Raw genomic sequence first — 25,684 nt, forward strand, 5'->3', positions numbered from 1 at the left:
ATCACCTGAGGAGCTGATCATGACCCATCGCGACGCCGCGGTGCTGTGGCTGATTGCCTATGGCTCGGCGCTCTGCGCGTTCGTCGCGCGCATCGTCTACATGCTGGGCGTCGTCACCGTCGACCCGCCGGATGACCCGTTGCAGCTGGCGCGCTGGCAGCGCCGGCGGCGATGGCTGGTGGCGTCGGAGTTCGCGGCGCTGCCGATGTTCGCCACCCTGTCGGTGCTGGCCGCCTGGCAGGGCTGGCTGACCCCCGTCGCCGCCGTGATCGCGGCGCTGGTTTCGGGGGCGCTGGGCTTCGCCTTCTTTGTCCATGCGCTCGAATCCGTGATCCGCTCCAAGCTGCCGAAGGTGCAGCCGTGACGGTGGAGACGATCCTGTGCGCGATCGGCGCGCTGTCCGCCTGCATCTCGCTGCTCGCTGCCGTGAATGCGTACCGCACCCCCCAATCCCTGATCGATCAGATCCACAAGGTGGAGGCCCGCCATGACGATTGACATTTTCCGGCTCCAGCGCCGGCTGACCGAGGCCGGGTTCAGCCCCGGTGCGGTGGACGGCCGGCTGGGTCCGCGCACCTATGCCAGGCTGTTTTCCTTCGTCGCCGGGCGCGAGCTGGGCGGCATCGGCCGCGATCTGGGCGTGGGCGCGAACATGCACCTGCGCAGCTACGACATCACCACGGGCCGGCGGCTGGCGCATTTTCTGGGCCAGACCGCGCATGAAAGCGGGCGGTTCCGCCACTTCGTGGAAATCTGGGGACCGTCGCCTACGCAGCAGCGCTATGAGGGGCGTCGCGCCCTGGGCAATGTCCGGCCCGGCGACGGCCGCCGCTATCTGGGGCGTGGCATCATCCAGCTGACCGGGCGCGCCAACTACAGGGACGCAGGGGCGCGGCTCGGCCTGCCGCTCGAGGCCAGCCCGGAGCTTGCCGCGCGGCCTGACATCGCGGTGCTGGTGGCGGCCGATTACTGGCGCAGCCGCAACATCAACGATGCCGCCGATGACGATGATCTGGAGCAAGTTACCTGGCTAATCAACGGCGGGACCAACGGCATCGAGGACCGGCGCGAGCTGACGGCCCGCGCGCGGCGCGTGCTGCTGTGATTGCCGGGCTGACTGGGCTGCGCCTGTATGGCGCGATCGGCGCGGTCGTTGCGCTTGCCGTGCTGGTCGCATGGATCTGGCGGCTGGACGAGCGGCGGGCGCACTGGCGGGCGGAGGCCGAGGCGCTGTCGGCCTGGCGCGGCGAGGTGCAGTCCGCCCTCGGCACCGCGCTGGGCGGCCGGATCGACTGGCGCAGCGCCCCGCGCCGGATCGGGGAACTCGCCGCGTCGCGGCGCGAGTGGCAGACCACCGCCGAAATCCAGTCGGCCCGCATCACCGATCTGGCCGCCGAGACCGCGCGGCTGAAGACGATGAGCACCGAGGCGCGGGCGACGGCCGAGGCCGCGATGCGGCGGCGCGATGAAGCGCTGCGCCGGTTCGACACCATGGCGCTGGACCGCCGCGAGCGCGGTGATTGCGCCCGCGACCTGCGCGAGGCCGAGGCGGTGCTGGATGCGCTGCGGGAGGCCGGCCTGTGACGCGCGCGCCCCTGATCGCAGCCGCCCGGATCGCCGCCCTGTTGCTGACCGCCCTGGTGCTGACCGGCTGCGCCGGCCTGCAGGCCCCGCCCCTGCCCGTTGTCGAGCGCGTGCCGGTGCCGGTCGCGACCGGCTGCGTTGCCGGCGACCGACCCGCCGCGCCGGTGCCGCTGCGCGACCGATATGACGCCGCCGCCTGGGCGGCGCTGACCCCGGCGCAGAAGGCCGCCGCCGTCGCGGCCCAGGCCCTGCGCCACCAGAACCGGGGCGATGCCATCGCCGCCGCCACCTTCGCCTGCCGCTGACGACGCTTTGAAGGAGACCATCATGCCTGACCAGATCATTGGGTTCGTGGCCGGAGTGCCGATGCGCTATCGCGACATGGGCGACGGCACGTTTGCGCAGGTTGTGGCCGGCCCGGGCGGCCCTGCTGTCGTCGCATCCGACACCTTCATGCCCGACATCCAGCCGGTGCTGGACACGGCGGCCTATGCCAGCGGTGATGTGCTGTTCGTGGCGACCGAGATCGCGAACGCCGCCTATGACGGCCGCCCGGCCCTGCTCGCCTCCGTCACCCTGATCGACCGGGACGATGTGGGGGCCGCGCTGGACCTGTATTTCTTCTCCGAATCCGTCAGCATGGGGGCGATCAACGCGGCCAGCGGCGGCCTGAGCGACGCGCACGCATCGGAGTTTCTGGGCCGGGTGACGGTGGCGGCCGGCGACTGGGAGGATGTGGGCGGCGCGCGGATCGCGCATGTCGCGGTGCCCGGCAACCGCCCCCTCGGCCTGCGCGGCGATGCGCAGGGCGCGTCGGTGGCCGGGATGCGATCGGTGTGGATGGTGGGGGTGACGCGCGGGACGCCGACGCACACCGCCGCCGGGCTGATCATCCGTCCGTTCGTGGTGCGCTGACATGTTCGGCTCCCCGATCATGAGCTGGATCCTCAGCCAGCAAACCAGCACTCCCAGCCCCACCCCCGCGCCTGCGCCCAGCCCGACGCCCACGCCCGCCCCGGGCTGGGGGACGGCGACGGTGACGCTGACCGGCAACACGCCGGAGCCGGGGTTCCCGCTGGCATGGGCGTTCGATGGCAATGCGGGGACGGACCTGCGCTTCAACGATAATGGCAATAACATGGGCGATCCTCCCGGCACGGGGACGACGCCGGCCGAGCTGACGTTTGTTTTTACGGGTTCCGGGAATGTTCGCCAGTTGAGGCTGCGGCGCTCGGCGACGTTCGGCAGTGCTGCCAACTTTGCAGGCGCGGCCGCGCTGCTCTATTCGACCGATGGCGTCAGCTGGACCCAAAAAGGCACCACTGCGGTGTTCTGGGAAACTCCTCCCGATGCCGGTCAGGAAATCTCGCTCGACTTCGGCACCGCAGGCGGAACGCCGGGCTTCTGGCGTGTCCGGCTCTGGTCGCCGTTCGGGAACCGCATGGGCTTTGCTGAGATCGTGCTGGCCGAGACGGTAGGTGGCCCGCAGGTGGTGGTGCTGGCATGAGCGCGATCATCGCACTGCTGCTGGCGCAGACCGCGACCGGCGCGATCATCCCGCCGCCGGCCCCTGCCCCCAGCCCATCGCCAAGCCCGGCGCCCGCGCCCAGCCCGACGCCCACCCCGACGCCGGTGCCGGGCGTCCCCACCCTCGAGCCGACGATCTTTGACGCCACGCCCGCATTCACGGCCGTCGATACCGAGACGGCGCTGACCAACCCCGCGACCGGTTTCTCCTATCCGGGGCAGGCGGTGCTGAGCCTGATGAACTCCGAGGATTTCGAGCCGATTGAGGCGGAGAACGGCAAGGTGCTGTTCTTCGAGATGGACATCGGAAACGACGACGGCTTCTCGCACGGCTGGGTGGAGTTTGGCGGCGTCTCCGCCAACTTCCCGACCGGGCCGGGGCTGGTCGTGATCGACGGCAAGCTGCGACATGGCCTGGCCGTGCGCGTGCGCTGCCCCGAGACGGGGCCGGCGCTGCGCGGCTTCGTCCAGGGGCGGTGCGCGGTGTTCCCGCGTCGCGGTCGGCCTCGGTTCGTCGACTTCACCGTCTATCTCAACACGCGCCGTTCGGGCGGGGTGCCTGCCCTGCCGCGCCCGGTGCGCTGGATGGACCCGGTCAACGGCAACGACAGCAATGACGGGCTGACGGCCGGCACCGCGAAGCGCAGCTGGCTGGGTGCGACCGAGGGCTATGCCCAGAACTCCAGCCTGATGGCGTCGGGCTGGCATATCAACATCCTACCGGGGACGTTCGAGTTTGGCGCCACGATCAACAACGGGCTGAGCCTGTTCGGCAATCCGGTGAACAACACCGGCCCGATCACGGCCAGCCCGGCACCGGGCGTCGCCAAGGCCGATGTTCGCGCGATCATGGGCGGGGCGAGTGCCGATTTGACGGCCCGATTCCGCGTGCGCCGTTTGATGCTGCTCGATCTCCAGATCGACACCTGGCAGACCGCTGATGGCGGGTTGTCGGTTGGCGCTGGCTTCGTCACCGCGACGGCGACGCCCGGCAATGGCTCCATCATTTTCGGGCCGGGCTGCGATCTTTTCGACGCCGCCGGCGGGCCTTTCGCTTCAGCGAACTGCTGGGGGCCGAACGACAAGGGCCGGCCGGTCGGGGTGCCCCAGTCCCAGATTTTCGGGCAAGGGCGCAATCCCAGCGCATTCAATCGCGACCAGAACGGCATCATGGCCGTCATCGGCACGGCCGCGAACCCGGTGCGAGTGCGGACGACGCACATCGGGGGCGCGCACAAATACTGGGAGATGGAAGGGCAGGTCGCCTACAGCCTGATCTTCTTCCAAAACCTCCCGCTCTATCGAGGCAAGTCAGTCGGCAATGTGACCGTGACCGGCCTCGAGAATTTCTACGTCCGCATGCACGATGCGCTGGACCTGACGGTCGAGACGGTCACGCCCCGCGTATTCACCATCGCCGGGCAGGCGCGCACCCTGTGGGAGGTCAAGATCGCGCCCGGGCCTGGCACCGGCCTGTTCTACAGCACCGGGCCAGACTGGACGAACGCGCCATCCATCGCGGCGCGCACCAACATCCCGTCGACCAGCCACGGACAGCATTTCGCACAATGCTTCGACGCCGGGGGCAACATAATCCTGAACCCGCTGAGCCGGGCGGCGGGAAACTGGATCGACACGATCGGCCCGCCGTCGCCGCCGAGCATCAACGGCCTCTGGGCAGTGCGCCCCGACCTGGGCCATTCGATCTGCGGCTATGACAGCGCCAACCGCATCGTCTGGCTGTTCACGGACCCCGGCCCGGTCGCGAGCCTGCGCTGCCTGCGCCATCACGGCAACCATGCGTTTTTCGGCCAGCCGGGCACGAACGCCGGCGGCTTCGCGATCAGCGACAATGCCGAGAACATCATGATCTCGCACGTCAATGCGGACGCCCCGGAGCAGTATCAGCTCTGGCAGTGGGGCTTGCCGCGCGAGGTGTTCGGCACCTGTTCGCTGTCGGGGAACACGCTGACCTTCCTGCAAGCCAACCCGAACATCCGGCGCGGCGATCTGATTCACATCACCGACGGGTCAGCTCCGGCGCTCGGCAGCAGCGCAATCGTCCAGCGGGTGATTTCGCCGACGCAGGTGGAGGTGCGGCAAACGGTCAACGGTGCCAATCAGCCGGTCGCGCCCTTCTCTGGCGCGGCGATCAGCGGCCGGACATTCGGCGCGCGCGCCTGCCTCAATGGGCTGGCGATCCGCAACAGCTTCTTCTGGGGAGGTGGAGCGTCCCCCGAGATCAGCTCGCCCATCAGCGATTTCTATGTGCGCGGATCCACGCTCGCATATCCGGGCCTCTATGGCGGCGACATCATCGTCTATGCCAACCAGCCGCATGTGCGGTGGCACTGCGCCAGCATCACCGACAGCTATCTCTCGGGGATCAGCACGGCCGGCAGCGGCAATGCGCTGTTCGACCGGGGCTTCTATTCCCGAAACAGCCAATGGGGTCGCCAGGGCAACCGCGACACGACCGGGGGCGGTGCGACCGGACAGGCGACGTTCCAGATTACCCGGCGGGGCGATGGCAGCAGCATCGTGCTCGCGGCGAGCGGCGCAGCGCCGCCGGTCGATCTGGCCGGCATCGAGCGTGTCGCCGGCACGTCGCGGATCGGGGCCTTTGTCTAGCCCCGATCCGCGCGCCGTTCAGGCGAAGGCGAGGTTGACGCGGCGACGACGTACCGCTGCGCCAGCCAGCCCGAAGCCGCTGATCATCATCGCCCAGGCGGCGGGCTCTGGAACGACCGCGAGGCTGTAGTTTGAGCGCCAGACGCCGCCGGGGGCGCTGGCGAGGCTGAACGTGATCTCGCCAGCCGTGGGGGTCCCGCGAAACACGTTGTCGATGGTGGCGAAAAAGTCGTTCGTGGTGTTGACGACATTCTGCCCGCCATTGGCCCCGAACATCGTGAGCCGGTCCAGCGCGGCGTTGTATTCCAGCGTGATCGGGTTGCCCGCTGACAGGCTCCCGCCGAGCGAGGCTGTCGCGTCGTTGATGGTGAAGTCAGCGGCGCGGTCGACTGCGGGCAGGCGGTTGAAGTTGAAGGTCATCCACCACCACGTTCCGGCCCAAGTGCCCGCCGCGCCTTCGCGCGTGATGCTGTTGGTATAAACGCCAAAGCTGTCCGGATCGATGTCCGCAGCCTGAGCCGGCATCGCCGCAAGCGCGGCCACCGCCGCGATCAACCCCTTGATCATATCAAACTCCCCTTTGACGCACGGAGGGTTAACGGCTGTTAACCGTTTGTCGAGAGGGTTAACAAACAAGCCGCGTCCCGATTTGCGACCATATCGGATCAGTTCCGGCCCGGCCGGCGCTCCGCGCGCCAGCGATCAATCGCGGCAGCATAGGCCGCCAGAGCTTGCCGGTCGCCGCGCGCGCCTCGCCTGATCGCCTGTTCGACCTCGGGCAGCGGGGGCACGCCGAGCGCAATCTTGATCGCCTCCAGCGCGCGCCGGGCATAGAGCTGACGGTGGGTCCGCGCGGCGGAAGGGTGCGGCGCATGGCGCACCGGATCGCGCACCGCGCGCCAGAACTCATCAAACGGATCGCGCGGCCCCCTGCCCGCCGCCCATGCGATCAGCAGCGCAAAGCGCAGCTCGCCGGTCGCCGCGAGCGGCGCGTCGCCGCACCGCTCGGCCGCATCGGTCAGCGCCGCCAGGGCACGGAACACCAGTTCGTCATGCTCGATTCGCATCCGCTGCGGATATAGAACGGATGGCGAACATCGCCCATGCCGGACAGCGCCGGATTGACCTGCCAGCCACCCTGCGCGCGTTCAGACATTGCCTCTAAGCCCTTGAGTTCATGTCAGGGTACAAACAAGGAACATGTCGGAAATGACATTGAACTGATTGCAGAATCAGCGGCTTTTAAGTCCGCTGCGTCTACCGATTTCGCCACGTCCGCCCGGCGGCGATCGGCTTGTGGGATGGACCGGGGCTGGCGGTCAAGTGCGCCGGCCTGCCCACGATCACGCCTTACATGTTGAGGCGCAGGCGCATTTCCTTGCCGGGTTTGAAATAGGGGACGCGCTTGGCGTCGACGGCGACGGTGTCGCCGGTGCGCGGGTTGCGGCCGACACGGGCGTCGCGCGCGCGGGTGGAAAAGGCTCCGAAGCCGCGCAGCTCGACACGGCCGCCCTGGGCCAGACGGTCGCTGATCTCGTCAAAGAAGATGCTGACGATCCGTTCGATTTCCTTGGCCGACAGCCCCGGATTGTCCTTGGCGATCAGCTGGACCAGCTCCGATCGGATCATAAGCGCTTCATCCCCCGCCTTGTTCGATGATGCGACACGGCCGGATGGCCGCCGCCCGGTCTGTCGCCGCCGCGATCCCCCCTGATCACGGTGTCAACATCCGCCCGCTACGCCACTCGGAACATGAGTTATATCAAAGCCCTGCCGGCAGCGCGAGGGCAGGCACAAAAAAGTCCGCCGGCCCGATTGGGCCGGCGGATCAGATACTTAGCAGTGAAAAAGCGGGAGAGGCTTACTTGCCTTCGCGCGCCTTCAGCGCTTCGCCCAGAATGTCGCCAAGCGATGCACCCGAATCGGACGAACCATATTGGGCAACGGCCTGCTTCTCTTCGGCGATCTGCATCGCCTTGACCGAGAAGGTCGGCTTCTTCGAACGATCGAAGCCGGTGACCATCGCGTCGAACTTCTGGCCGACCTGGAAGCGCTCGGGGCGCTGCTCGTCGCGGTCGCGGCCAAGGTCCGACCGCTTGATGAAGCCGGTCGCGCCGTCTTCGCCGGCCTGCACTTCGAGGCCGCCGTCGCGCACTTCGAGAACGGTCACGGTGACGATCTCGTTCTTGTGCAGGCGCGAACCGTCGCTGACGCCGCCAGCCGCCGGAGCGCCACGCTCAAGCTGCTTCATGCCGAGCGAGATGCGCTCCTTCTCGACATCGACGTCGAGCACGATCGCCTTCACCATTTCGCCCTTGCGGTGCAGGTTGAGCGCGTCCTCGCCCGAAATGCCCCAGGCGATGTCCGACATATGGACCATGCCGTCGACATCGTTGTCGAGACCGATGAACAGGCCGAACTCGGTCGCGTTCTTGACTTCGCCTTCGACCACCGAGCCGACGGGATGTTCTTCGGCGAACTTTTCCCACGGATTGGCCTGGGCCTGCTTGAGGCCCAGCGAGATGCGGCGCTTGTCCTGATCGACTTCCAGGATCATCACATCGACTTCCTGGCTGGTCGACACGATCTTGCCCGGATGGACGTTCTTCTTGGTCCAGCTCATTTCCGAGACATGGACCAGGCCTTCGATGCCCGCTTCCAGTTCGACGAACGCGCCATATTCGGTGATGTTGGTCACGCGGCCCGACAGCTTCGCGCCGACCGGATACTTGGCGGCAGCGCCTTCCCACGGATCGCTTTCCAGCTGCTTCATGCCCAGCGAGATGCGCTGCGTCTCGCGGTTGATGCGGATGATCTGCACGCGGACGGTGTCGCCGATGTTCAGCACTTCCGACGGGTGGTTGACCCGCTTGTAGCTGAGGTCGGTGACGTGGAGCAGGCCGTCAATGCCGCCCAGATCGACGAACGCACCATAATCGGTGATGTTCTTGACAACGCCGTCGATCACCTGACCTTCGGCCAGCGACTGGATCAGGCCGGTGCGCTGTTCGGCGCGGGTTTCTTCGAGCACGGCGCGGCGCGACACGACGATGTTGCCGCGGCGACGGTCCATCTTCAGGATCTGGAAGGGCTGCGGAATATCCATCAGCGGCTGCACGTCGCGGACCGGACGGATATCGACCTGGCTGCCCGGCAGGAAGGCCACGGCACCGCCCAGATCGACGGTAAAGCCGCCCTTGACGCGGCCGAAGATCACGCCGTCGACGCGGTTGCCGGCGGCGAATTCATGCTCGAGCTTGTCCCATGCGGCTTCGCGGCGCGCGCGGTCGCGCGACAGCATCGCTTCGCCATGGATGTTCTCGACGCGGTCGACGAACACTTCGACTTCGTCACCGACCTTCAGATCGGCCTTCTGGCCCGGCGCGGCGAATTCGCGCAGCGGCACGCGGCCTTCGGACTTCAGGCCGACATCGATCACCGCCATGTCGTTTTCGATCGCGGTGACGGTGCCCTTGACGACGCGGCCTTCAAAGCCTTCATTGTCGCCAAGCGTTTCGTTGAGCAGCGCGGCAAAATCATCGCGCGAGGGGAATGCGGCCGTGGCCATAGAGCTAGGTCTTCCTCAACTGTCGTTGCTGGCCAGCCGGTTGTCTCCGGCGGTCTAGCCCGGCTTGAGGCCGGGCCAAGGCCAATCCGCCCGCCCGGCCCCGTGCCGGACGTGCATCCGGCGAGCAGAGCGCAGGGCCGGAACGCGGCGCGGACCGGAGAGATGCCCGATCCCGGGCCACCGCCGATGCTCAACGCCAAAGGGCGCGCCGGAATCCCGCCGCGCCTTCCCATTCCGTCCACGGTCAGCCGTCAGACCTGCCGCCCATAGCCCGAAAGCCCGCGCCCGGCAAGCGCACCGGGCGCTGGCCGGCAGCCAGAAACGGCAGATGCCGTCATTTCAGGCGGATAAGTCATGATTAACGACTTTGCGTTATCGCTGCCCGCCATGTCACGCCCGCCCATCGCTGCCGCGGCCTTGTCCGTCGGCACGGCACCGGCTGCCCCTGCCCCCGCCAACCGGCGCTCGGGGCGCGCACGGGCATGAGCAAAAGCACCGCCCGCACGCCCGCCAAGCCCAATCCGCGGCTGCGCATCTTTCTGTGGGCGTTCATCATCAGCCTGATCTGCGGCGCGATCGAGTTTGGCGAGCCGCTTGAGGACGTGATCAAGGCCGGGCGCGACTATATCCGCCGCCAGCCGGCCAGCGGATCGATCGTCGTCGTCGGCGTCGATGAGCGCACCGGCGCGGACATGGGCGGATTCGGCTTTGATCGCAGGGTCGATGCGCAGGTGATCGAAAATCTGTTCGCGATGGGCGCGAAGCGCGTATTTTTCGACCGCATCTACGCGGATAGCACGACCGTTGAGGCTGACCGCGCGTTTGCCGCCACGCTCAGGCGTCACCGTGGCCGGGTCTTTCTGGGCGCAGCCACGCCCTGGCTTGAGGGACAGGACAAGGAAGTCACCATTCCGATGCGCTTGTTCCGCGATGCAACCGGCTATCGGTCGCTCACCGGCTTGCCGACCCCGTTTTCTTTGTCTGCGCAACTCAGCCTCGGCGACAGCTTTGAGGGCCGGATGGTTCCCTCGCTTTCTGCTAGCCTTGCGGGGGTAAGCCCTCCTGAACCCGGTTTTTACCGCCCCGACTGGTCCATTCAGATGGACACGATCCCTACGGTCAGCTTCGTCGACATTCTGAAAAAACGAGTGAGGCCCGAACAGATCCGCGGGAAGGACGTCGTGATCGGCTGGACGGCCCCTTCATTCCGGGACGTTCACAATATTCTTTCGCAGGGGATCAAGCCCGGGGTCTATTTTCACGTCGTCGGCGCCGAAACACTCAAGCGGGGCATACCGAGCAGGTGGCGGTGGTTCCCTCCGTTCGTACTTGCGACCGTTCTGGCCATCATATGCCTTTGCACGTCCAACCGGGCAGTTCGCAGCACGACGGTGATAATCGCAGTGATCGCGTTGGGGTTCCTGCCCGTCTATCTCGATTATCAGCTGATTGAGGTTGATATCGTACCGGCGGCACTCCTGTTCTTGACGGTTGCCTATCGCTCGGCGATGCTGCGCCGGCAGCGCGAAACGCGCCGTCACCACCCGGCCTCGGGCCTGCCCAATCTGGTCGCGCTCGAAGAGGATCATGAACGCAATCCGGGCACGCTAGTTGCCGCCAAGCTGCGCAACCATTCGGAAATCGCAGCCTCGTTCGAAGTGAAGGTCGAGCGCGAAATCTATGCCGAAATCCGCCGCCGCATCGGCGTGTCGGGGGATGCGAGCGAAATCTATCACGGCGATGATGCGCTGCTCTGGTTCACCCCCCAGCCCATGGGCCAGGAACTCGCCAACCATCTGACCGGGCTGCACAAGCTGACCGCCCAGTCGATCCGCATCGGCGACCGGGAGGTCGACCTGCTGCTGTCCTTCGGCGTCGACGCCGATCCCGAACGCCCGCTCAGCAGCCGCATCGGCAGCGCGATCCTGTCGGCCGAAGAAGCCGCGCGCGGCAATGACGTCTGGAAGCTCTACGACCCGCAGCGCCTGCACCAGGCGGCATGGCAGCTGTCGCTGATGAGCCGGCTGGGCCAGGCGATCGACAGCGGCGAAGTGTGGGTCGCCTATCAGCCCAAGGTCGATATGGCGACGCGCGACATTGTCGGGGCCGAGGCGCTGGTGCGCTGGCTGCACCCGACCGCCGGCGCGATCAGCCCGGAACAGTTCGTTGCCGCTGCGGAGGCGCACAACCGCATCGGCCAGCTGACCTATTTCGTGCTCGAAACCGCGCTCCGCGATCTCGCCGGGCTGCGCGCGGCCGGCCATGACATTGGCATGGCGGTCAATCTGTCGTCGCAGATGCTCGACGATGCCGATCTCGTCCAGCGGGTCGAAACCCTGCTCGCGCGCTACGACGTGCCCCGTGCCAAGCTGACGCTGGAGATCACCGAGACCGGGGAGCTGCTGTCGACGCCCGCCAAGATCGCGATGATGGAAAAACTGGCCGCGACCGGCGTCCAGATTTCGATCGACGATTATGGCACCGGCAATGCGACGCTTGAATATCTGAGCCGCCTGCCCTCGCAGGAAGTCAAGATCGACCGCACGTTCATCAGCGATCTCGACCGCAATGCCCAGAATCTGATCCTCGTCCGCTCCACGCTCGAAATGGCGCATAATCTCGGCCGCCGCGTCGTGGCCGAAGGGGTCGAAAACGAAGCGGTGATGCGGCTGCTGCGCGAGCTCGGCTGCGACATCGCGCAGGGCTATCTGATCGGCAAACCGCTGCCCTGCACCCAGCTGTCGGCAATGCTTTCGGCCGATACCACCACGCAAAAGCTGCGGGTTGTCATTTCGTAAACGCCTCGTTAACCCTGATTTCTGGGCAAAGAATCATGTTCTGCGCCCGTGTCGATAAGGGGAACGATTATGGCTAAGAAGACTGCCCAGCAGGGCCGTGGCTTCTGGACGCTGGTTGGTACCATCTTCGGTATCCGTTGAGCTGATCTGGACGTCATTTTGTGATGGGGGGCTTCGGAGCGATCCGAAGCCCCTTTTGCTTGGCCGCCGTTCAGCCCCCGGCGGCGGCCCGGCGTGCGGCGCGCTGGCGTTCGACGATCTCGATCGCGTGGCTGACCGCCGCCTCGACCGACATGTAGCTGGTGTCGAGCAGCACGGCATCCTCGGCCTGGCGCAGCGGCGCGGTCGCGCGCGTCGAATCGCGCAGGTCGCGCGCCTTGATGTCGGCGAGCACCCGATCATAGCTCAGCCGCGATCCCGCGGCCGCCAGCTCGTCATGCCGGCGGCGGGCGCGAATCGCCGATGTCGCGCGGACGAACAGCTTGGCATCGGCGTCGGGCGCGACCACCGTGCCGATGTCGCGCCCGTCAAGCACCGCCCCGCCCGGGCGTGCGGCAAAGTCGCGTTGACGCTGGAGCAAGGCCGCCCGCACCGCCGGATGAGCGGACACCTGCGATGCCGCCACCGCCGCGGCATCGAGCTTCAGCCGGGGATCGGCGAGCAGCGCATCGTCAAAGCCGCAGCCGCCCAGCGCCTGATCGGGATCGGCCGGATCACCCCCGGCATCAAGCACCGCCTGCCCGACCGCGCGGTAAAGCAGCCCGGTATCGAGATGCGGCAGGCCATAATGGCGGGCGAGCGCGCGGGCGATGGTGCCCTTGCCGCTGGCCGCCGGTCCGTCGACAGCGATGATCATTGCGAATCCTTGCTGGCCGGCGCGGATGCAGCCGGATCTGTGCCGTTGACGGCAAGCGCGCGCAGCGCCGCCCGCGCGGCATCGCGCAGCGCCGGCCAGCGCTCGCGCGGGTGCAGGCGCAGCGGCCCGGCATTGCCGCCCATCGCGGCGGTCATCGCGGCCATCCCGGCGCGGCACACCCACCAGGGCTCGGCATCGCCCGGCAGTGCAGCCTCCTGCGCCAGCGCGGCGTCGATTGCAGCGCGGTAGCGGGCATCGCCGCGCCAGCGGGTCAAAAAGGCCATGTCGCTGCCGACCAGCCGGTCCCAGGCGGTCAGCGCCTCGTCCGCAGCCGGATCGACGCAGCGCGCAGCGTCATAGGTCATGCGCAGCTTGGCCAGCATATAAGTGGCGAGCGCCCGTTCAGCGTCAATGCCGGATTGACGGCGCGCCAGCTCATACAGCAGCGGCGTCGGCCCGGTCGGCGCGCGGCGCGCCAGATCGTCAAGCACCGCCTGATCGCTGAACGGCAGATCGTGCAGCCGCTGCATCTCCACATCGAAGCCGAAGGCCGGGGGAATGCGCGGATTGTCGATCACCGAATAATTCTGCGCGCGCACCTGAGCCGGATCGGGGGCGGGCAACAGCTGGACATTATGCACCTTGGTGCTGGTCGCCATCACCCGCAGCATCTGCGCCTGCCGGTCGCCCGCCGCCTGGGCCGCATCGAGCACCGCCAGCCCCCGCGCAACATCGCGCGGCACCCGCCGCCCCTGCAACAGCGTCAAGGCAAGCTTGACCGACGAGCCGGGAAAACCGGCCTTTGCCGCCCGGTCGAGCAACGCAAGTCCACCTGCCGCATCCCGCGGGCCGCCCTTGCCATCGATCAGCAACGTGCCGAGCAGATCGGCGGCCGCGACATTGCCGCGATCGGCCGCGATCTGCAGATGCCGCCGGGCGCGCGCATAATCGGGGGGCAGCCGCTCGGCATTCCCGAGCAGAGCGCCGAGCAGATAATGCGCCGCCGGATGATCCTCGGCGGCAATCGCCCGCTCGAGGATCGCCAGCGCGCGCGGCGCTCCGCTGGGCGGGCCGGCGGCAAGCTGGGCCGCCAGTTGCAGCGCCACCCCGGTTTCACCGCGCGCCAGCCGTTCGGCACAGCCGGGGCGCGATGCCAGCAGCGCTTCGCTGGCGACCATGCAGGCCGGATCGATCACCACCGGCTTGCCATCGCCACCCAGCATGAAATTGGCCGGGTTGGCCGCCATCGCGGGGGTTGCGGCCTGCAACGCCGTGGCGAGCAGCGCGCCGATCACCGCGCCTGCCCCGCGCCCAGCCGGTCAAGCAGCGCCACGAAATCGGGAAAGCTGGTCGCAACCGGCGACATGTCGTCGATGGTGACCGGCGCGCGCGATGCGAGGCCCGCCACGGCAAAGCTCATCGCGATCCGGTGGTCGAGCAGCGACGCGATCGTCGCCCCGCCGGGCAGCAGATCGCCGCCCCGCCCGTCGACGATCATCCCGTCGGGCAGCTCCTCGACCGCAACGCCGATCGCGCGCAGGCCCGCGACCATCGCCGCGATCCGGTCCGATTCCTTGACGCGCAGCTCCTCGATCCCGCGCATCACCGTGCGCCCGGCGGCCATGGCGGCGGCGATGGCAAGCACCGGATATTCATCGATCATTGCCGGGGCGATTTCGGGCGGCACCTCGATGCCGGTGAGCGCGCTGTGGCGGACGACGATATCGGCAACCGGCTCGCCGCCGACGACGCGCTGATCGGCGAAATCAAGGTCCGCGCCCATCATCCGCAACACCTCGTAAAGGCCGGACCGGGTCGGGTTGATCCCCACATTGTTCACCCGGATCGACGACCCCGGCACGATCAGCGCGGCGACGACCGGGAAGGCGGCCGAAGACGGATCGCCCGGCACCTCGATGGTCTGGGGCGACAGTTCCGCCTCGCCGCGCAGCCGGATATGGCGCACGCCGCCTTCGGTCTCGACGGTCAGATCGGCGCCAAAGCCCTTGAGCATCCGCTCGCTATGGTCGCGGGTCGGCACCGGCTCTTCGACATGGGTGATGCCCGGCGCGTTGAGCCCGGCCAGCAGCAGCGCGGATTTCACCTGCGCCGAGGCGACCGGCAGCCGGTAGCGGATCGGCACCGCCGGGCAGGCCCCGCGCACCATCAGCGGCAGGCGGCCGCCGGGCGTCGCTGTGATCTCCGCCCCCATCTGGCTGAGCGGCGCGATCACCCGTTCCATCGGCCGGCGGCTGAGCGAGGCATCGCCGGTAAAGGTGGCGGCGACCGGATGGCTGGCGACCAGCCCCATCAGCAGCCGCGTCGATGTGCCCGAATTGCCCATGTCGAGCGCGGCTTCGGGCTGCAACAGCCCGCCCACGCCGACCCCGTCGACCGTCCACAGCCCGTCGGGCGCGCGGGCGATCCCCGCGCCCATCGCGCGCATCGCCGCCGCCGTCGCCAGCACATCCTCACCCTCCAGCAGGCCGGTGATGCGGCTGGTGCCGACCGCCAGCGCGGAGAGCATCAGGGCACGGTGGCTGATCGACTTGTCGCCGGGGACGCGCACGATCCCGCTCAGTGGCGGCGCGGCCGCAAAACTCATCGATTGCACGGTCATTGTCCCTGATCTGCTCCCGGCGGGCCAGAGGGCGGCACCGGACGGCGGCAGTTTTTGACAGCGCGGCTGCACTATGGCAAGGCGCGGCCCGTCCGGCGGGGCATCACCACGATGCGCCGCCCCTTTTTCTTTGGTTTCGGAGGCACGGCCACAGATGGTGAAGCCTGAATGGGGCAGCAAGCGCAGCTGCCCGAAATGCGCGACCCGGTTCTACGATCTCGGCAAGGACGATCCCGTCACCTGCATCAACTGCGGCTATGCCTGGGAGCCGGAACCGGTGCTGAAGTCCAAGCAGCCGCTGCCGTTCGACGCGCCCAAGAAGGAAGAAGCCAAGGGCGATGACGCGGTGCTCGTCGGCGACGAGGATCTGGACATTGACGACGGCGAAGTGTCGCCGGACGAGGATGTCGATCTGGGCGGCGACGACGATCTCGGCGTCGACACCGGCGATGATGGCGACGAAAACTGATCCGCACATCGACGACATTTTTTTGAAGAATCGGATTGCAAAGGGGGCGCCGCCCGGTCTAAGGGCGGCGCTCTCAAACGCCGGGGACCAGCCCGGCGGGCCACCGGTCCCGGACCGGCAGCCTTGAAAAATGTGGGGCCGTAGCTCAGCTGGGAGAGCGTCGCAATGGCATTGCGAAGGTCAGGGGTTCGATCCCCCTCGGCTCCACCATTTCCCTGACAAGATCGCCAGACCCTGTACTGCCCGATTGTCGGTGCGCGCAGCTTTGGTCTGAATGAGTTGCGCGCCCCAGCCGCGCTAGTGCGGTTTCCGATCCGATTGTATCGAATCGGCCGCTCCAGGCCTTTGATTTGGCGCATTTTCCGAGTCGCCGGATGATCCAACCCGGCTTGCAAATGCTCTAGGGCGCGAGCCACATCGCCTGATCGGGCGCAGCGCCATCGCCGCCCTGATCCCACACGAACCGCGCCCGCCTATGGCCGTCGGCGGCCAGCCACAGCCATTCCAGCATATCGAAGCGGACCAGGATCACCGCGAAATGCGCGCGCGCGCCGGCTTCCTCGGTCGCGGGCGTCAGCGGCGCGGCGGGGATCGGCGATCCGGGCACGATATCGGGGGCGTAGCAGAGCCGGGCCATGGGCTGCGACGCCGCCCATGCCGCATCGGCCACCGCACCCGCGCGGTCGATCACCGCATGCCCCCGAAGCCGCAGCTGCAACCGCGCGCGCGCGTCATAGCCATGCACCATCACCCGGGAATCGCGCGCGATCTGCGCGATCTTGCCGCTGCGCGCATCGCTGTGCAGCCGCAGCGTCCGCGCCGCCGGATCGACCGCGCGCAGCACCATCGTGCGCACATCGGGGCCGCCATCGGTGCCGATGCTGGCGACATTGACGGTGCGCAGGCCATGCCGCCGGTCGGCAACGCCGCGCCTCAGCTCGGCCAGGCCATGGGCTAGCGCCTCGTCAAGTGTGGCCGGGGCGGACAGCGGCTGGGGCATGAAGCTCCTCTCTGTGCAGGCTGAAGGGGTGCCGGGCGCGTTCTGGCGCGGCCGGCCGGCAAAGGAAAGGCGCATCCCCGCGTCACCGCGACCGGACATGAAAAACCCCGCCAGCCGGTCCGGCGGGCGGGGTTTTCAAATGGTGGGCGCGGCAAGGATTGAACTTGCGACCCCTGCGATGTCAACACAGTGCTCTACCACTGAGCTACGCGCCCCCAAGGGAGGGCAGCCATTAGCCAAGCCCGCGCACCGGCGCAAGCGGCTTTGCACCCTCCGGTGCGGCTTTTTTTTTCAGCTGAGCCCGCTGGCGCTGCCGATCTCGAACATCCGGTCGACCTCCAGCACCAGGTCGCGCAGATGGAAGGGCTTGGACAGCACCTTGGCCTGCGGCACCGCCTTGCCGGCCTTGAGCGTCACCGCCGCGAATCCGGTGATGAACATCACCCGCATGTCGGGCGCGAGCGCGGCGGCACGCTGGGCCAGTTCGATCCCGTCCATTTCCGGCATCACGATGTCGGTCAGAAGCAGGTCGAACCGGTCATTTTCAAGCAGCGGCAGCGCCGCCGTGCCGCGATCGACCGCCGTCACCGCATAGCCGGCCCGTTCGAGCGCGCGGTGCAGATATTGGCGCATCGCCTCGTCATCTTCGGCCAGCAAGATTCTGATCATTGGCATCCCCGCCGGGCCGCCCCCCGATCCGGGCCGCGCCGTGCAAACCGATTATGCGCGAAGAGCTTAATTTTTTCCAGCCGTTCCGCATCGCCGCGTTCGGCCCGGGCGTGCAGCTTTCCGCGGCTTGCGGGTCGGGCAGCGAGCCTCTAGCACCGGGGCATGTCGCAGCCCCCGCCCCCGGCCAGCTTCGACCTGCTGGCCGCCGATGCGGGCGGCGCGGTCGTGATGTCGGTGCCCCATGCCGGGCGCGACTATCCGCCGGCCATGCTGGCGATGCTGCGCCCGCCGCCCGAAAAGCTGGCCGCGCTCGAAGACCGGCGGATCGACGAAGTGGCGCAGGCGGTGACGGACGTGCCAATGCTCATCGCCCGCCGCCCCCGGCTGTGGATCGACCTCAACCGCGCCGAGACCGAGATCGACCCGGAGATGATCGCGCCCGACCCGAACCGGGCCAGCGGTTCGGGCCTTGCGGGCGGTTTCACCCTGTCGCCCAAGGTGCGCAGCGGGCTGGGGCTGGTGCCGCGCCGGCTGCATGGGCTGGGCGAACTGTGGGCGGGGCGGCTGAGCGCCGCCGACATCGCCCGGCGGATCGCCGAGGATCACCGCCCCTATCATGCCGCGCTGGCCGCGCTGATCGCCCGCGCCCGCGCCCGCAATGGCTGTGCGGTGCTGGTCGATCTGCATTCGATGCCGCCACTGGCCGGGGCAGAGCCGCCGCGGCTGGTGATCGGCACGCGCCACGGTGCCACCTGTCACCGCGCCTTTGTGGCCCCGGTGATCGCAGCCGCCGCACGCGCCGGCCTGTCCTGGCGCGAAAACCATCCCTATGCCGGCGGCCATGTGATCGAACGCCATGCCGACCCGCGCCGGGGCGTGCATGCGCTGCAGATCGAGCTGGACCGGAGCCTGTATCTCGACCCAGCGCTCGACCGCTGCGACCCGGCAGGCCTGGCGCGCGTGCAGGATTTTGTCCGCGACATGATCGCCGGGCTGGACGCCGCCATTCCCCGCGCGCCCTTCGCCGTCGCCGCCGAATAAGGGGTTTTCAGCCGGGGCGCGCGCCGATCCTGCCCCTGCTCCGCTGACAATCGCCGCCAATTCGCCATCGCCGTCTGGCCGCAAACACGTCCGGGCAGCGGTCAAAGATCAATCACAAGCTCGCGATAGGGCTTGAAATATCGACGAGCTTGACGTGACGGATTTTGTCTTTGATGAAACGCTTTTTCATTTCGTCACAGACAAATATCAGCCGCTCGCCCGGACTTGGATAGCTGCAAAAATACGGAAATTGATAGGCCTCGGGAAGCAGTCTGATAGAACCGTATCCGACGGGGCCGCTTGGATATCCTGCTGACTTGTGATACTTTATTTCGGAGTTCGGATAGTCTATCGCGCTGACCTGTCGCGTGACATAGATCCAATAATAACGCTGCTCCGGACGCGAGCCGTCCTTGAACTCCATGTTGATCTCGATCGACTTGAAGCCGTCAGGATCAAAATCGCGGAAGATATTGACGACGCGCTCCGACACCATATGGCTCAGCCCGCGATAATATTCGCCCATCCGCTTCGGCGCCGGCCGCGTCGACAGAAAATGCGGCAACACGCGGTTGTCGTAAAACTCCTCCCGCGAAGGCCCCACCCCCGGAAAGTCGGATCTATTGACCCACAGCGTATCGGCGGACGACGATGTGTGCGGATCCTTGAATGCCCAATAGCCGCTTTCCCCCATTTCGGGCCGCACCGGCGGTTGATACCAGACCCACTCACCGTCCTTCAGATCCGGCATCGGCAGCGGATCGGGGCTGGGCGGCAACATGCCGGGGCGCAGCGGCGGCGGGGTCATCATGTCTGGCAGGTCCTCGACAACAGAAATGCTCTGACGGTCGGAGCACGCACCGAAATCCGGCTGCTCCGGCGACAATCGCCGCCCGGACGCTATCGCCATCTGGCCGCAAACACGTCCGGGCATCGGTCAAAGATCAATCACAAGCTCGTGATCGGATTTGAAATATCGACGAGCTTGACGTAACGGATTTTGTCTTTGATGAAACGCTTTTTCATTTCATCACAGACAAATATCAACCGCCCGCCCGGTCTCGGAAAGTTGCAAAAATACGGAAATTGATAGGCCTCGGGCAGAAGCCTTGTGAAGCTGCATCCCGCAGGACGGCTTGGATACCCTTCTGTCTTTTTATAATATATTCTCGAATTGGGGTAGTCTATCGCGCTGACCTGTCGCGTGACATAGATCCAGTAATAACGCTGCTCCGGACGCAAGCCGTCCTTGAACTCCATGTTGATCTCGATCGACTTGAAGCCGTCAGGGTCAAAATCGCGGAAGATGTTGACGACGCGCTCCGACACCATATGGCTCAGCCCGCGATAATATTCGCCCATCCGCTTCGGCGCCGGCCGCGTCGACAGAAAATGCGGCAACACGCGGTTGTCGTAAAACTCCTCCCGCGAAGGCCCCACCCCCGGAAAGTCGGATCTATTGACCCACAGCGTATCGGCGGACGACGATGTGTGCGGATCCTTGAATGCCCAATAGCCGCTTTCCCCCATTTCGGGCCGCACCGGCGGTTGATACCAGACCCACTCACCGTCCTTCAGATCCGGCATCGGCAGCGGATCGGGGCTGGGCGGCAACATGCCGGGGCGCAGCGGCGGCGGGGTCATCATGTCTGGCAGGTCCTCGACAACAGAAATGCTCTGACGGTCGCGGGCCGATCCGAAATCCGGCCACCCAGCTCCCGCAGGCGGATGATAACGGTGTGGCGCAAATAAAAAAGCCGCCCCGCGCGATGCGCGGAGCGGCCAAGGTTCAGGGAGGAACACGCCCGAAGGCGCGATCAACGCGGGGAGAAAAGGGGGGGAACTCCCGCGCGCTAAAGTGAAGATAGGAAATCCGCGCCAAGCTTCAAGCTAGGGGTTTTGCGGATCGGGCAGGCAAGATTTCCCAAGCAGACTTTGACTGCCCGTCAGGGTTGCGACGGGCAAGATGCTGAAGCGGGAAGGTCGGAGATTAAGGTCCGTTTCGGACGCCGGCCTCAGACGCCGCTGCTGCGATGCCCCGGCATCATGCGGAACAGGAAGGTCCGGCCATGCGCGAAATGATGGCGCACCGCGCCCCCGACATGCAGCGCCAGCAGGGCAAGGATCAGGTAGAACAGGATTTCATGCGCATCATGCGCGACCACCTGCAGCGCCTTGTCGCCTTCGACCGGCAGATAGGGCAGATCGAACAGCCCGAACCAGCTGAACGGCCGGCGCGGGCTGGCAGCGGAAATCATCAGCCAGCCGGACACCGGCAGCGCGAACATCAGCAGATAGAAAAGGCCGTGCACCGCGTGCGCGGCGAGCGCCGTCATCCGGCCGATCGCGGCGGGCAAAGGCGGCGGCCGGTGGCCGAGCCGCCAGCCGAGACGCAGCACGCTCAGCACCAGCACGGTCATGCCGGCCGCCTTGTGCATGCCCATGGCCAGCCCGCGCACCGGCCCTTCCATATCCTCGGTCGCGACCGCGCCGATGATGTTGAGGATGATGAGCGCGGCGATCAGCCAGTGAAAGGCCATGGCGCCCCTCGAATAGCGGGCCTGCCCCGAAGCATCGGGGCCAAGGCCGGCGGCATCGAGGGGCGTTGCCATCAGGCAGCGGCCTGAACGGGCAGCAGCCCGCGCGCAGCCTGCCGGGCATAAATGTCACGCATCAGATCGAGCGAGAACAGGTGCGCCATGATCAGCGGCAGGATGCCATTCTGGTTCATCTTGCGCAACTGATCGCCGCGCAGGTCGCGCAGCTTTTCCTCGTTGACCATCTTGAACCCGCGATAGACGCTGGGTGCCGCGCCGTTTTCACCCGGCGTGATCGTCACTTCGCCGTCCATCAGCAGGTCCATCTCGCGCAGTTCCTTGATGAACGCGCCGGTGCGCTGTGCCGAGGTTTCGAACTGCTCGCAGAACTGCAGGATCGCGCGCGTCCCCTCGGTCGGCTGACCGTTTTCGAACAGGACGACGCCGTCGCCATCGGGCTTCACCAGCCCCGCGGTCGGATCGAAGCACAGCGACAGTTCGCCCTGATTGGGGCCGAGCTGGGCGAGCATGAACGGATAGCGGCGGATATAGGCCGGGACATAGACCGGCGGATTGAACACGCCGGCATCGTCCAGAAACACGTTCACGCCTTCATTCAGGCCCATCAGCGCCAGCGGCACCGGATTTTCGGCGTCGGCGAAGATGATCGGATAGTGGCGCTGCACGAGCACGAACTCGTCGATCGTCACCGGGATCGCGTGGACGTTCTTGAGGAACGGCGCGCCGGTCAGCGTCTGGGTCTTCCAGTCGGCATGCTCGTTGGACGACAGCGGAACAAGGTCGTTGTACAGGATCGGCAGGCCCATGGGCTGCGGCGCGGTCGCCATGTCAGAAACTCCGGTGGTCGAAAGACAGTGAAAATGATGGTCGCCTGCTTATGGCGCGGCGGGCGGTGACGCAAGCGGCACCAGCTTGCCGGGGTTCATCAGCCCCAGCGGGTCGAGCGCCTGCTTGACCGCGCGCAGCATCGCCAGCCGCACGGGATCGCCCAGCCGCGCAAACACGTCGCGCTTCATCTGGCCGATGCCGTGCTCGGCCGAAATCGACCCGCCCGCCGCCGTCACCAGATCATAGACGAAATCGCTGATTGCCGGCCCCTGCCGCGTGATCCAGTCGGCCGGCGCACCGGCGGGCGCGCGGACATGGAAATGCACATTACCGTCGCCCAGATGGCCAAAGCCGCTGGCATGGGTGCCGGGAAAGGCCCGCTCCGCCGCCGCCGCCGCATCGATCATGAAATCGGGCATCGCCGCGACCGGCACCGAAATGTCATGCTGCACCGCGGGGCCTGCGGCTTTTTCCGCCGCCGACACCGATTCGCGGATGCGCCAGAATGCCGCCGCCTGCGCGCTGGTCGCGGCCGGCACGGCATCGCCGATCAGCCCGTCGCCAAGCGCCGACGCCAGCGCCGCCTCCAGCGCCGCGCCCACGCCCGCATCCCCCGTCGCCTCGATCAGCGCGTGCCAGCGATGATCGCCGGCAAGCGGCGCACGCGCGCCGGGCAGATAATCGAGCACGAGCGCCAGCGACCCGGCCGGGATGACCTCAAAGCTTTCAACCGCCAGCCCCGCCCCTTCCAGCCGGCGGAGCAGCGCGAGCGCGTCCTGCGGGCTGGCAAGCCCCGTCCAGGCAGTGACGGTCGCCGCCGGCCGGGGCACCAGCCTGAGCGTCGCCGCCGTGATGATGCCAAGCGTGCCTTCGGCCCCGATCAGCAGCTGGCGCAGATCCGGGCCGCGATTGTCCTTGCGCAGCGGCGTCAGGCCGTGAAGCACCGATCCGTCGGGCAGCACCGCCTCCAGCCCCAGCACCAGCGCCCCCATGGTGCCGAAGCACAGCACCTGGGTGCCGCCGGCATTGGTGGCGCACAGCCCGCCGATCGTCGCCGATCCCTTCGCCCCGAGCGACAAGGGAAACCGCCAGCCCGCCGCCCCGGCTGCATCGTGCAGCGCCTCGAGCACGACGCCTGCCTCGGCAACCGCCGTGCCGGCATCGGCATCGAGCGCGCGGATGCGGTTCATGCGCCGCAGCGACAACAGCAGCGCCGAGCCGTCGGCAGGCGGCGTCGCGCCACCGACCATCGAGGTGTTGCCACCCTGCGGCACCACCGACACCCGGTGCGCCGCGCACAGTGCGATCAATGCCGCAACCTGTTCGGTCGACGCGGGGCTGGCCAGCCAGTCCGCCCGCCCGTGATAGCGGCCGCGCCAGTCGGTGAGCCAGGGCGCGATGCGTTCGGGATCGGCGGTCAGCCCGTCAGGCCCGAGCAGCCGGGCGGCGGCGTCGAGGAAAGCGGCCGGGATCGGGCCGGGCGCGATGGACGGCGCAAGGCCGGCGGGGTTCACCAGAACAGACACGCCAGCCCTGATACGGCAAAGCCGCAGCCACGAAAACCGGCGGCGTTCGCACAGGCGGATCGCGGTCGTGCGCCGTCGCAGTTCAGCCGGTGTTAAACTCGGCTGGGCCACGCGCACCGGTCATGGGGCATTTGCGATGAAAAACGGCGCGATGGTCGCGGCACTGCTGGGCGTCAGCGGGCCGGCCGCCGCTTTGGCCGTGCCGTCCGCCGGGGGCGTGCAGATCGCGCAGTTGAACATCCAGCAGCGGGTGATCATCCGGGTTCCCACCCGCCCCGAACCGCCCGAACGGCGGATGCGCTACCGCGAAAAGGATGGTCCCGAATGCATCGACGCCAGCGCGCTGGCCGGGGCGCAGGTGGGGCCGGACGGGGTCGATCTGCTGCTGAATGGCGGCACGCGGCTGCGCGCGCGGCTGAGCAGTGCCTGCCCGTCGCTCAATTATTATTCGGGCTTTTATGTGCGCCCGGGACGGGACGGGCGGATCTGCGAGGACCGCGACTCGATCCGCACCCGCGCCGGCGGGTCGTGCGAGATCGACCGGTTCCGCCGGCTCGTCCCCGACAAGCGCGACCGGCGGCGGCGCTGAACGCGGGCCTTTGCCCCCGCCGGCCCGTGAAAATCTTGACATTCGCCCGGCTTTTGCCCATGCGCGGGCCACAGGATCAGGCGGAAACAGCCGCCATCCTATCCTCGGGAATTCGATGAGCTTTGCCGATCTCGGCCTGTCCGACGAGCTTTTGAAAGCCGTCGGCGATTCCGGTTACAACGATCCGACGCCGATCCAGCGCCAGGCCATTCCTTCGGTGCTGATGGGGCGCGACCTGATCGGCATCGCGCAGACCGGAACGGGCAAGACGGCAAGCTTCGTGCTGCCGATGATCGACGTGCTGGCGCAGGGCCGCAGCCGCGCGCGGATGCCGCGCTCGCTGATCCTCGAGCCGACGCGCGAACTGGCCGCGCAGGTCGCCGAAAACTTCGACAAATACGGCAAATATCACAAGCTCTCTATGGCGCTGCTGATCGGCGGCGTGTCGATGGGCGATCAGCAAAAGGCGCTGGAAAAAGGCGTCGACGTGCTGATCGCGACGCCCGGCCGGCTGATGGACCTGTTCCAGCGCGGCAACATCCTGTTGACGGGCTGCGAGCTGCTGGTGATCGACGAGGCGGACCGGATGCTCGACATGGGGTTCGTCCCCGATATCGAGGAAATCTGTTCCAAGCTGCCCAAGACGCGCCAGACATTGCTGTTTTCGGCCACCATGCCGCCGCCGATCAAGAAGCTGGCGGACAAATTCCTCACCAACCCCAAATCGATCGAGGTCGCGCGCCCGGCCAGCGCCAATGCGCTGATCGAACAGCAGCTGGTCGAAACCGCCAGCCGCGACAAGCGCGAGACGCTGCGCCGCCTGCTGCGCGCCGATGATCTCAACACCGCGATCATCTTTGCCAACCGCAAGACGACGGTGCGCGAACTGGCGACCAGCCTGAAGCGCTATGGCTTTGCCGTCGGCCAGATCCATGGCGACATGGAACAGCCCGAACGGCTGCGCGAGCTTGACCGGTTCAAGGCCGGGGAGATCAACATCCTCGTCGCCTCCGACGTCGCCGCGCGCGGGCTGGACATCAAGGGCGTCAGCCATGTGTTCAACTTCGACGTGCCCTGGCACGCCGATGACTATGTGCACCGGATCGGCCGCACCGGCCGCGCCGGCGCGACCGGCAAGGCCTTCACCCTCGTCACCGCCGAGGATGGCGAAGCGGTCGCCAACATCGAAAAGCTGACCGGCCACAAGATTGCGCGGATCAAGGCCGGGGGCGCCGCCGCTGCCCCGGCGCGCGAAGACGATGCTGGCGCAGACGATGCCGGACCCACCGCCGCGCGCCCCGCCCGCACGCGGCGCGGCGGTCGCAAGCCGGCAGAGGCCAAAGCCGTACCCGCGCCCCGCGCACCGGCCCCGGAACGCCGCGAGCGGCCTGCCGCGCCCGAGCGCCCGGCCAGCCCGCCC

Annotated in this window: 27 protein-coding genes, 2 tRNA genes and 1 pseudogene; 14 read left to right on the plus strand and 16 right to left on the minus strand. The window is 67.3% G+C overall.

All coding sequences use genetic code 11. The annotated features are described in order from the left end of the window. Positions 1-19: 19 nt before the first annotated feature. From OPU66_RS04040 to OPU66_RS04075, 8 genes are all read left to right on the plus strand, one after another. Positions 20-364 carry a hypothetical protein gene (locus OPU66_RS04040; RefSeq protein WP_498552324.1) on the plus strand — a complete coding sequence of 115 codons (345 nt, stop codon included), beginning with the start codon at positions 20-22 and terminating at the stop codon, positions 362-364. After that, on the plus strand, positions 361-498 hold the full coding sequence (locus OPU66_RS04045) for a hypothetical protein (protein ID WP_498552325.1): 138 nt from the start codon (positions 361-363) through the stop codon (positions 496-498). The genes OPU66_RS04040 and OPU66_RS04045 overlap by 4 nt, the downstream gene beginning before the upstream one ends. Further along, positions 488-1,105, plus strand: coding sequence for a glycoside hydrolase family 19 protein (locus OPU66_RS04050; protein ID WP_498552326.1), 618 nt, complete (start codon positions 488-490; stop codon positions 1,103-1,105). Before OPU66_RS04045 ends, OPU66_RS04050 begins: the two co-directional genes overlap by 11 nt. Continuing rightward, entirely contained in the window at positions 1,102-1,584 is a 483-nt protein-coding gene (locus OPU66_RS04055) for a hypothetical protein (protein ID WP_498552327.1), read from the plus strand. Before OPU66_RS04050 ends, OPU66_RS04055 begins: the two co-directional genes overlap by 4 nt. Beyond that, positions 1,581-1,889: a hypothetical protein gene (locus OPU66_RS04060; RefSeq protein ID WP_498552328.1), complete on the plus strand. Its 309-nt coding sequence runs from the start codon at positions 1,581-1,583 to the stop codon at positions 1,887-1,889. The genes OPU66_RS04055 and OPU66_RS04060 overlap by 4 nt, the downstream gene beginning before the upstream one ends. 22 nt (positions 1,890-1,911) lie before the next feature. Then, positions 1,912-2,499, plus strand: coding sequence for a hypothetical protein (locus OPU66_RS04065; RefSeq protein ID WP_498552329.1), 588 nt, complete (start codon positions 1,912-1,914; stop codon positions 2,497-2,499). Between the two features lie 121 nt (positions 2,500-2,620). Continuing rightward, positions 2,621-3,091 carry a hypothetical protein gene (locus OPU66_RS04070; protein WP_498552330.1) on the plus strand — a complete coding sequence of 157 codons (471 nt, stop codon included), beginning with the start codon at positions 2,621-2,623 and terminating at the stop codon, positions 3,089-3,091. After that, positions 3,088-5,742, plus strand: coding sequence for a hypothetical protein (locus OPU66_RS04075; protein WP_498552331.1), 2,655 nt, complete (start codon positions 3,088-3,090; stop codon positions 5,740-5,742). Before OPU66_RS04070 ends, OPU66_RS04075 begins: the two co-directional genes overlap by 4 nt. A gap of 18 nt (positions 5,743-5,760) precedes the next feature. Here OPU66_RS04075 and OPU66_RS04080 read toward each other — a convergent pair. The 5 genes and pseudogenes from OPU66_RS04080 to rpsA form a co-directional block, all read right to left on the minus strand. After that, positions 5,761-5,865 (minus strand): annotated as a pseudogene (locus OPU66_RS04080) (PEPxxWA-CTERM sorting domain-containing protein); the annotation flags it as partial. A 542-nt stretch (positions 5,866-6,407) separates the two neighbouring features. After that, positions 6,408-6,809, minus strand: a complete 402-nt coding sequence (locus OPU66_RS04085; protein WP_498552332.1) for a hypothetical protein — start codon at positions 6,807-6,809, stop codon at positions 6,408-6,410. Then, positions 6,761-6,898, minus strand: coding sequence for a hypothetical protein (locus OPU66_RS04090; protein ID WP_498552333.1), 138 nt, complete (start codon positions 6,896-6,898; stop codon positions 6,761-6,763). The genes OPU66_RS04085 and OPU66_RS04090 overlap by 49 nt, the downstream gene beginning before the upstream one ends. Before the next feature lie 194 nt (positions 6,899-7,092). Next, positions 7,093-7,371 carry an integration host factor subunit beta gene (gene ihfB / locus OPU66_RS04095; RefSeq protein ID WP_498552334.1) on the minus strand — a complete coding sequence of 93 codons (279 nt, stop codon included), beginning with the start codon at positions 7,369-7,371 and terminating at the stop codon, positions 7,093-7,095. A gap of 232 nt (positions 7,372-7,603) precedes the next feature. Further along, entirely contained in the window at positions 7,604-9,310 is a 1,707-nt protein-coding gene (gene rpsA / locus OPU66_RS04100; protein WP_160592657.1) for a 30S ribosomal protein S1, read from the minus strand. Positions 9,311-9,792: 482 nt separating this feature from the next. Between rpsA and OPU66_RS04105 the strand changes: the two genes are divergently transcribed. After that, positions 9,793-12,108: an EAL domain-containing protein gene (locus OPU66_RS04105; protein WP_498552335.1), complete on the plus strand. Its 2,316-nt coding sequence runs from the start codon at positions 9,793-9,795 to the stop codon at positions 12,106-12,108. Positions 12,109-12,319: 211 nt separating this feature from the next. On the opposite strand, the gene OPU66_RS04110 is transcribed toward OPU66_RS04105, so the two are convergent. The 3 genes from OPU66_RS04110 to aroA are packed head-to-tail and all read right to left on the minus strand — an operon-like array spanning position 12,320 to position 15,569. After that, positions 12,320-12,964: a (d)CMP kinase gene (locus OPU66_RS04110; RefSeq protein ID WP_498552336.1), complete on the minus strand. Its 645-nt coding sequence runs from the start codon at positions 12,962-12,964 to the stop codon at positions 12,320-12,322. Beyond that, complete coding sequence (locus OPU66_RS04115; protein WP_498552337.1) at positions 12,961-14,259, minus strand: tetratricopeptide repeat protein; 1,299 nt, start codon at positions 14,257-14,259, stop codon at positions 12,961-12,963. The genes OPU66_RS04110 and OPU66_RS04115 overlap by 4 nt, the downstream gene beginning before the upstream one ends. Next, on the minus strand, positions 14,256-15,569 hold the full coding sequence (gene aroA, locus OPU66_RS04120; protein ID WP_498552338.1) for a 3-phosphoshikimate 1-carboxyvinyltransferase: 1,314 nt from the start codon (positions 15,567-15,569) through the stop codon (positions 14,256-14,258). Before aroA ends, OPU66_RS04115 begins: the two co-directional genes overlap by 4 nt. Positions 15,570-15,738: 169 nt before the next feature. Between aroA and OPU66_RS04125 the strand changes: the two genes are divergently transcribed. Beyond that, positions 15,739-16,053 (plus strand): FYDLN acid domain-containing protein, encoded by a 315-nt coding sequence (locus OPU66_RS04125; protein WP_160592652.1) that lies wholly within the window; start codon positions 15,739-15,741, stop codon positions 16,051-16,053. A gap of 134 nt (positions 16,054-16,187) precedes the next feature. Continuing rightward, positions 16,188-16,263, plus strand: a tRNA-Ala gene (locus tag OPU66_RS04130). 190 nt (positions 16,264-16,453) lie between these two features. Here the strand turns inward: OPU66_RS04130 and OPU66_RS04135 are convergent. The 3 genes from OPU66_RS04135 to cpdR form a co-directional block, all read right to left on the minus strand. Further along, the gene (locus tag OPU66_RS04135) at positions 16,454-17,053 is read right to left on the minus strand and encodes a pyridoxamine 5'-phosphate oxidase family protein (RefSeq protein ID WP_498552339.1); all 600 of its coding nucleotides are present in this window, start codon (positions 17,051-17,053) and stop codon (positions 16,454-16,456) included. A gap of 140 nt (positions 17,054-17,193) precedes the next feature. Further along, positions 17,194-17,268, minus strand: a tRNA-Val gene (locus OPU66_RS04140). Between the two features lie 76 nt (positions 17,269-17,344). Beyond that, a complete protein-coding gene (gene cpdR, locus OPU66_RS04145; protein WP_498552340.1) occupies positions 17,345-17,722 on the minus strand; it encodes a cell cycle two-component system response regulator CpdR in 378 nt (125 codons plus the stop codon). Between the two features lie 162 nt (positions 17,723-17,884). Between cpdR and OPU66_RS04150 the strand changes: the two genes are divergently transcribed. Next, a complete protein-coding gene (locus tag OPU66_RS04150; RefSeq protein ID WP_498552341.1) occupies positions 17,885-18,763 on the plus strand; it encodes an N-formylglutamate amidohydrolase in 879 nt (292 codons plus the stop codon). Between the two features lie 112 nt (positions 18,764-18,875). On the opposite strand, the gene OPU66_RS04155 is transcribed toward OPU66_RS04150, so the two are convergent. The 5 genes from OPU66_RS04155 to OPU66_RS04175 form a co-directional block, all read right to left on the minus strand. Continuing rightward, positions 18,876-19,673 (minus strand): Imm43 family immunity protein, encoded by a 798-nt coding sequence (locus tag OPU66_RS04155; RefSeq protein ID WP_498552342.1) that lies wholly within the window; start codon positions 19,671-19,673, stop codon positions 18,876-18,878. Between the two features lie 38 nt (positions 19,674-19,711). Beyond that, positions 19,712-20,584, minus strand: a complete 873-nt coding sequence (locus tag OPU66_RS04160; protein WP_498552343.1) for an imm11 family protein — start codon at positions 20,582-20,584, stop codon at positions 19,712-19,714. 194 nt (positions 20,585-20,778) lie between these two features. Further along, positions 20,779-21,375 carry a cytochrome b gene (locus OPU66_RS04165; protein WP_498552344.1) on the minus strand — a complete coding sequence of 199 codons (597 nt, stop codon included), beginning with the start codon at positions 21,373-21,375 and terminating at the stop codon, positions 20,779-20,781. After that, complete coding sequence (locus OPU66_RS04170; protein ID WP_498552345.1) at positions 21,375-22,148, minus strand: SapC family protein; 774 nt, start codon at positions 22,146-22,148, stop codon at positions 21,375-21,377. Before OPU66_RS04170 ends, OPU66_RS04165 begins: the two co-directional genes overlap by 1 nt. Positions 22,149-22,196: 48 nt before the next feature. Continuing rightward, positions 22,197-23,636, minus strand: coding sequence for an FAD-binding oxidoreductase (locus OPU66_RS04175; protein ID WP_498552352.1), 1,440 nt, complete (start codon positions 23,634-23,636; stop codon positions 22,197-22,199). Between the two features lie 175 nt (positions 23,637-23,811). Between OPU66_RS04175 and OPU66_RS04180 the strand changes: the two genes are divergently transcribed. Further along, positions 23,812-24,264, plus strand: a complete 453-nt coding sequence (locus OPU66_RS04180; RefSeq protein WP_498552346.1) for a hypothetical protein — start codon at positions 23,812-23,814, stop codon at positions 24,262-24,264. Between the two features lie 115 nt (positions 24,265-24,379). Further along, on the plus strand, positions 24,380-25,684 hold a 1,305-nt coding region (locus OPU66_RS04185; protein WP_498552347.1), incomplete at its 3' end, for a DEAD/DEAH box helicase.

It is taken from the genome of Sphingomonas sp. URJC2, assembly GCF_059803575.1.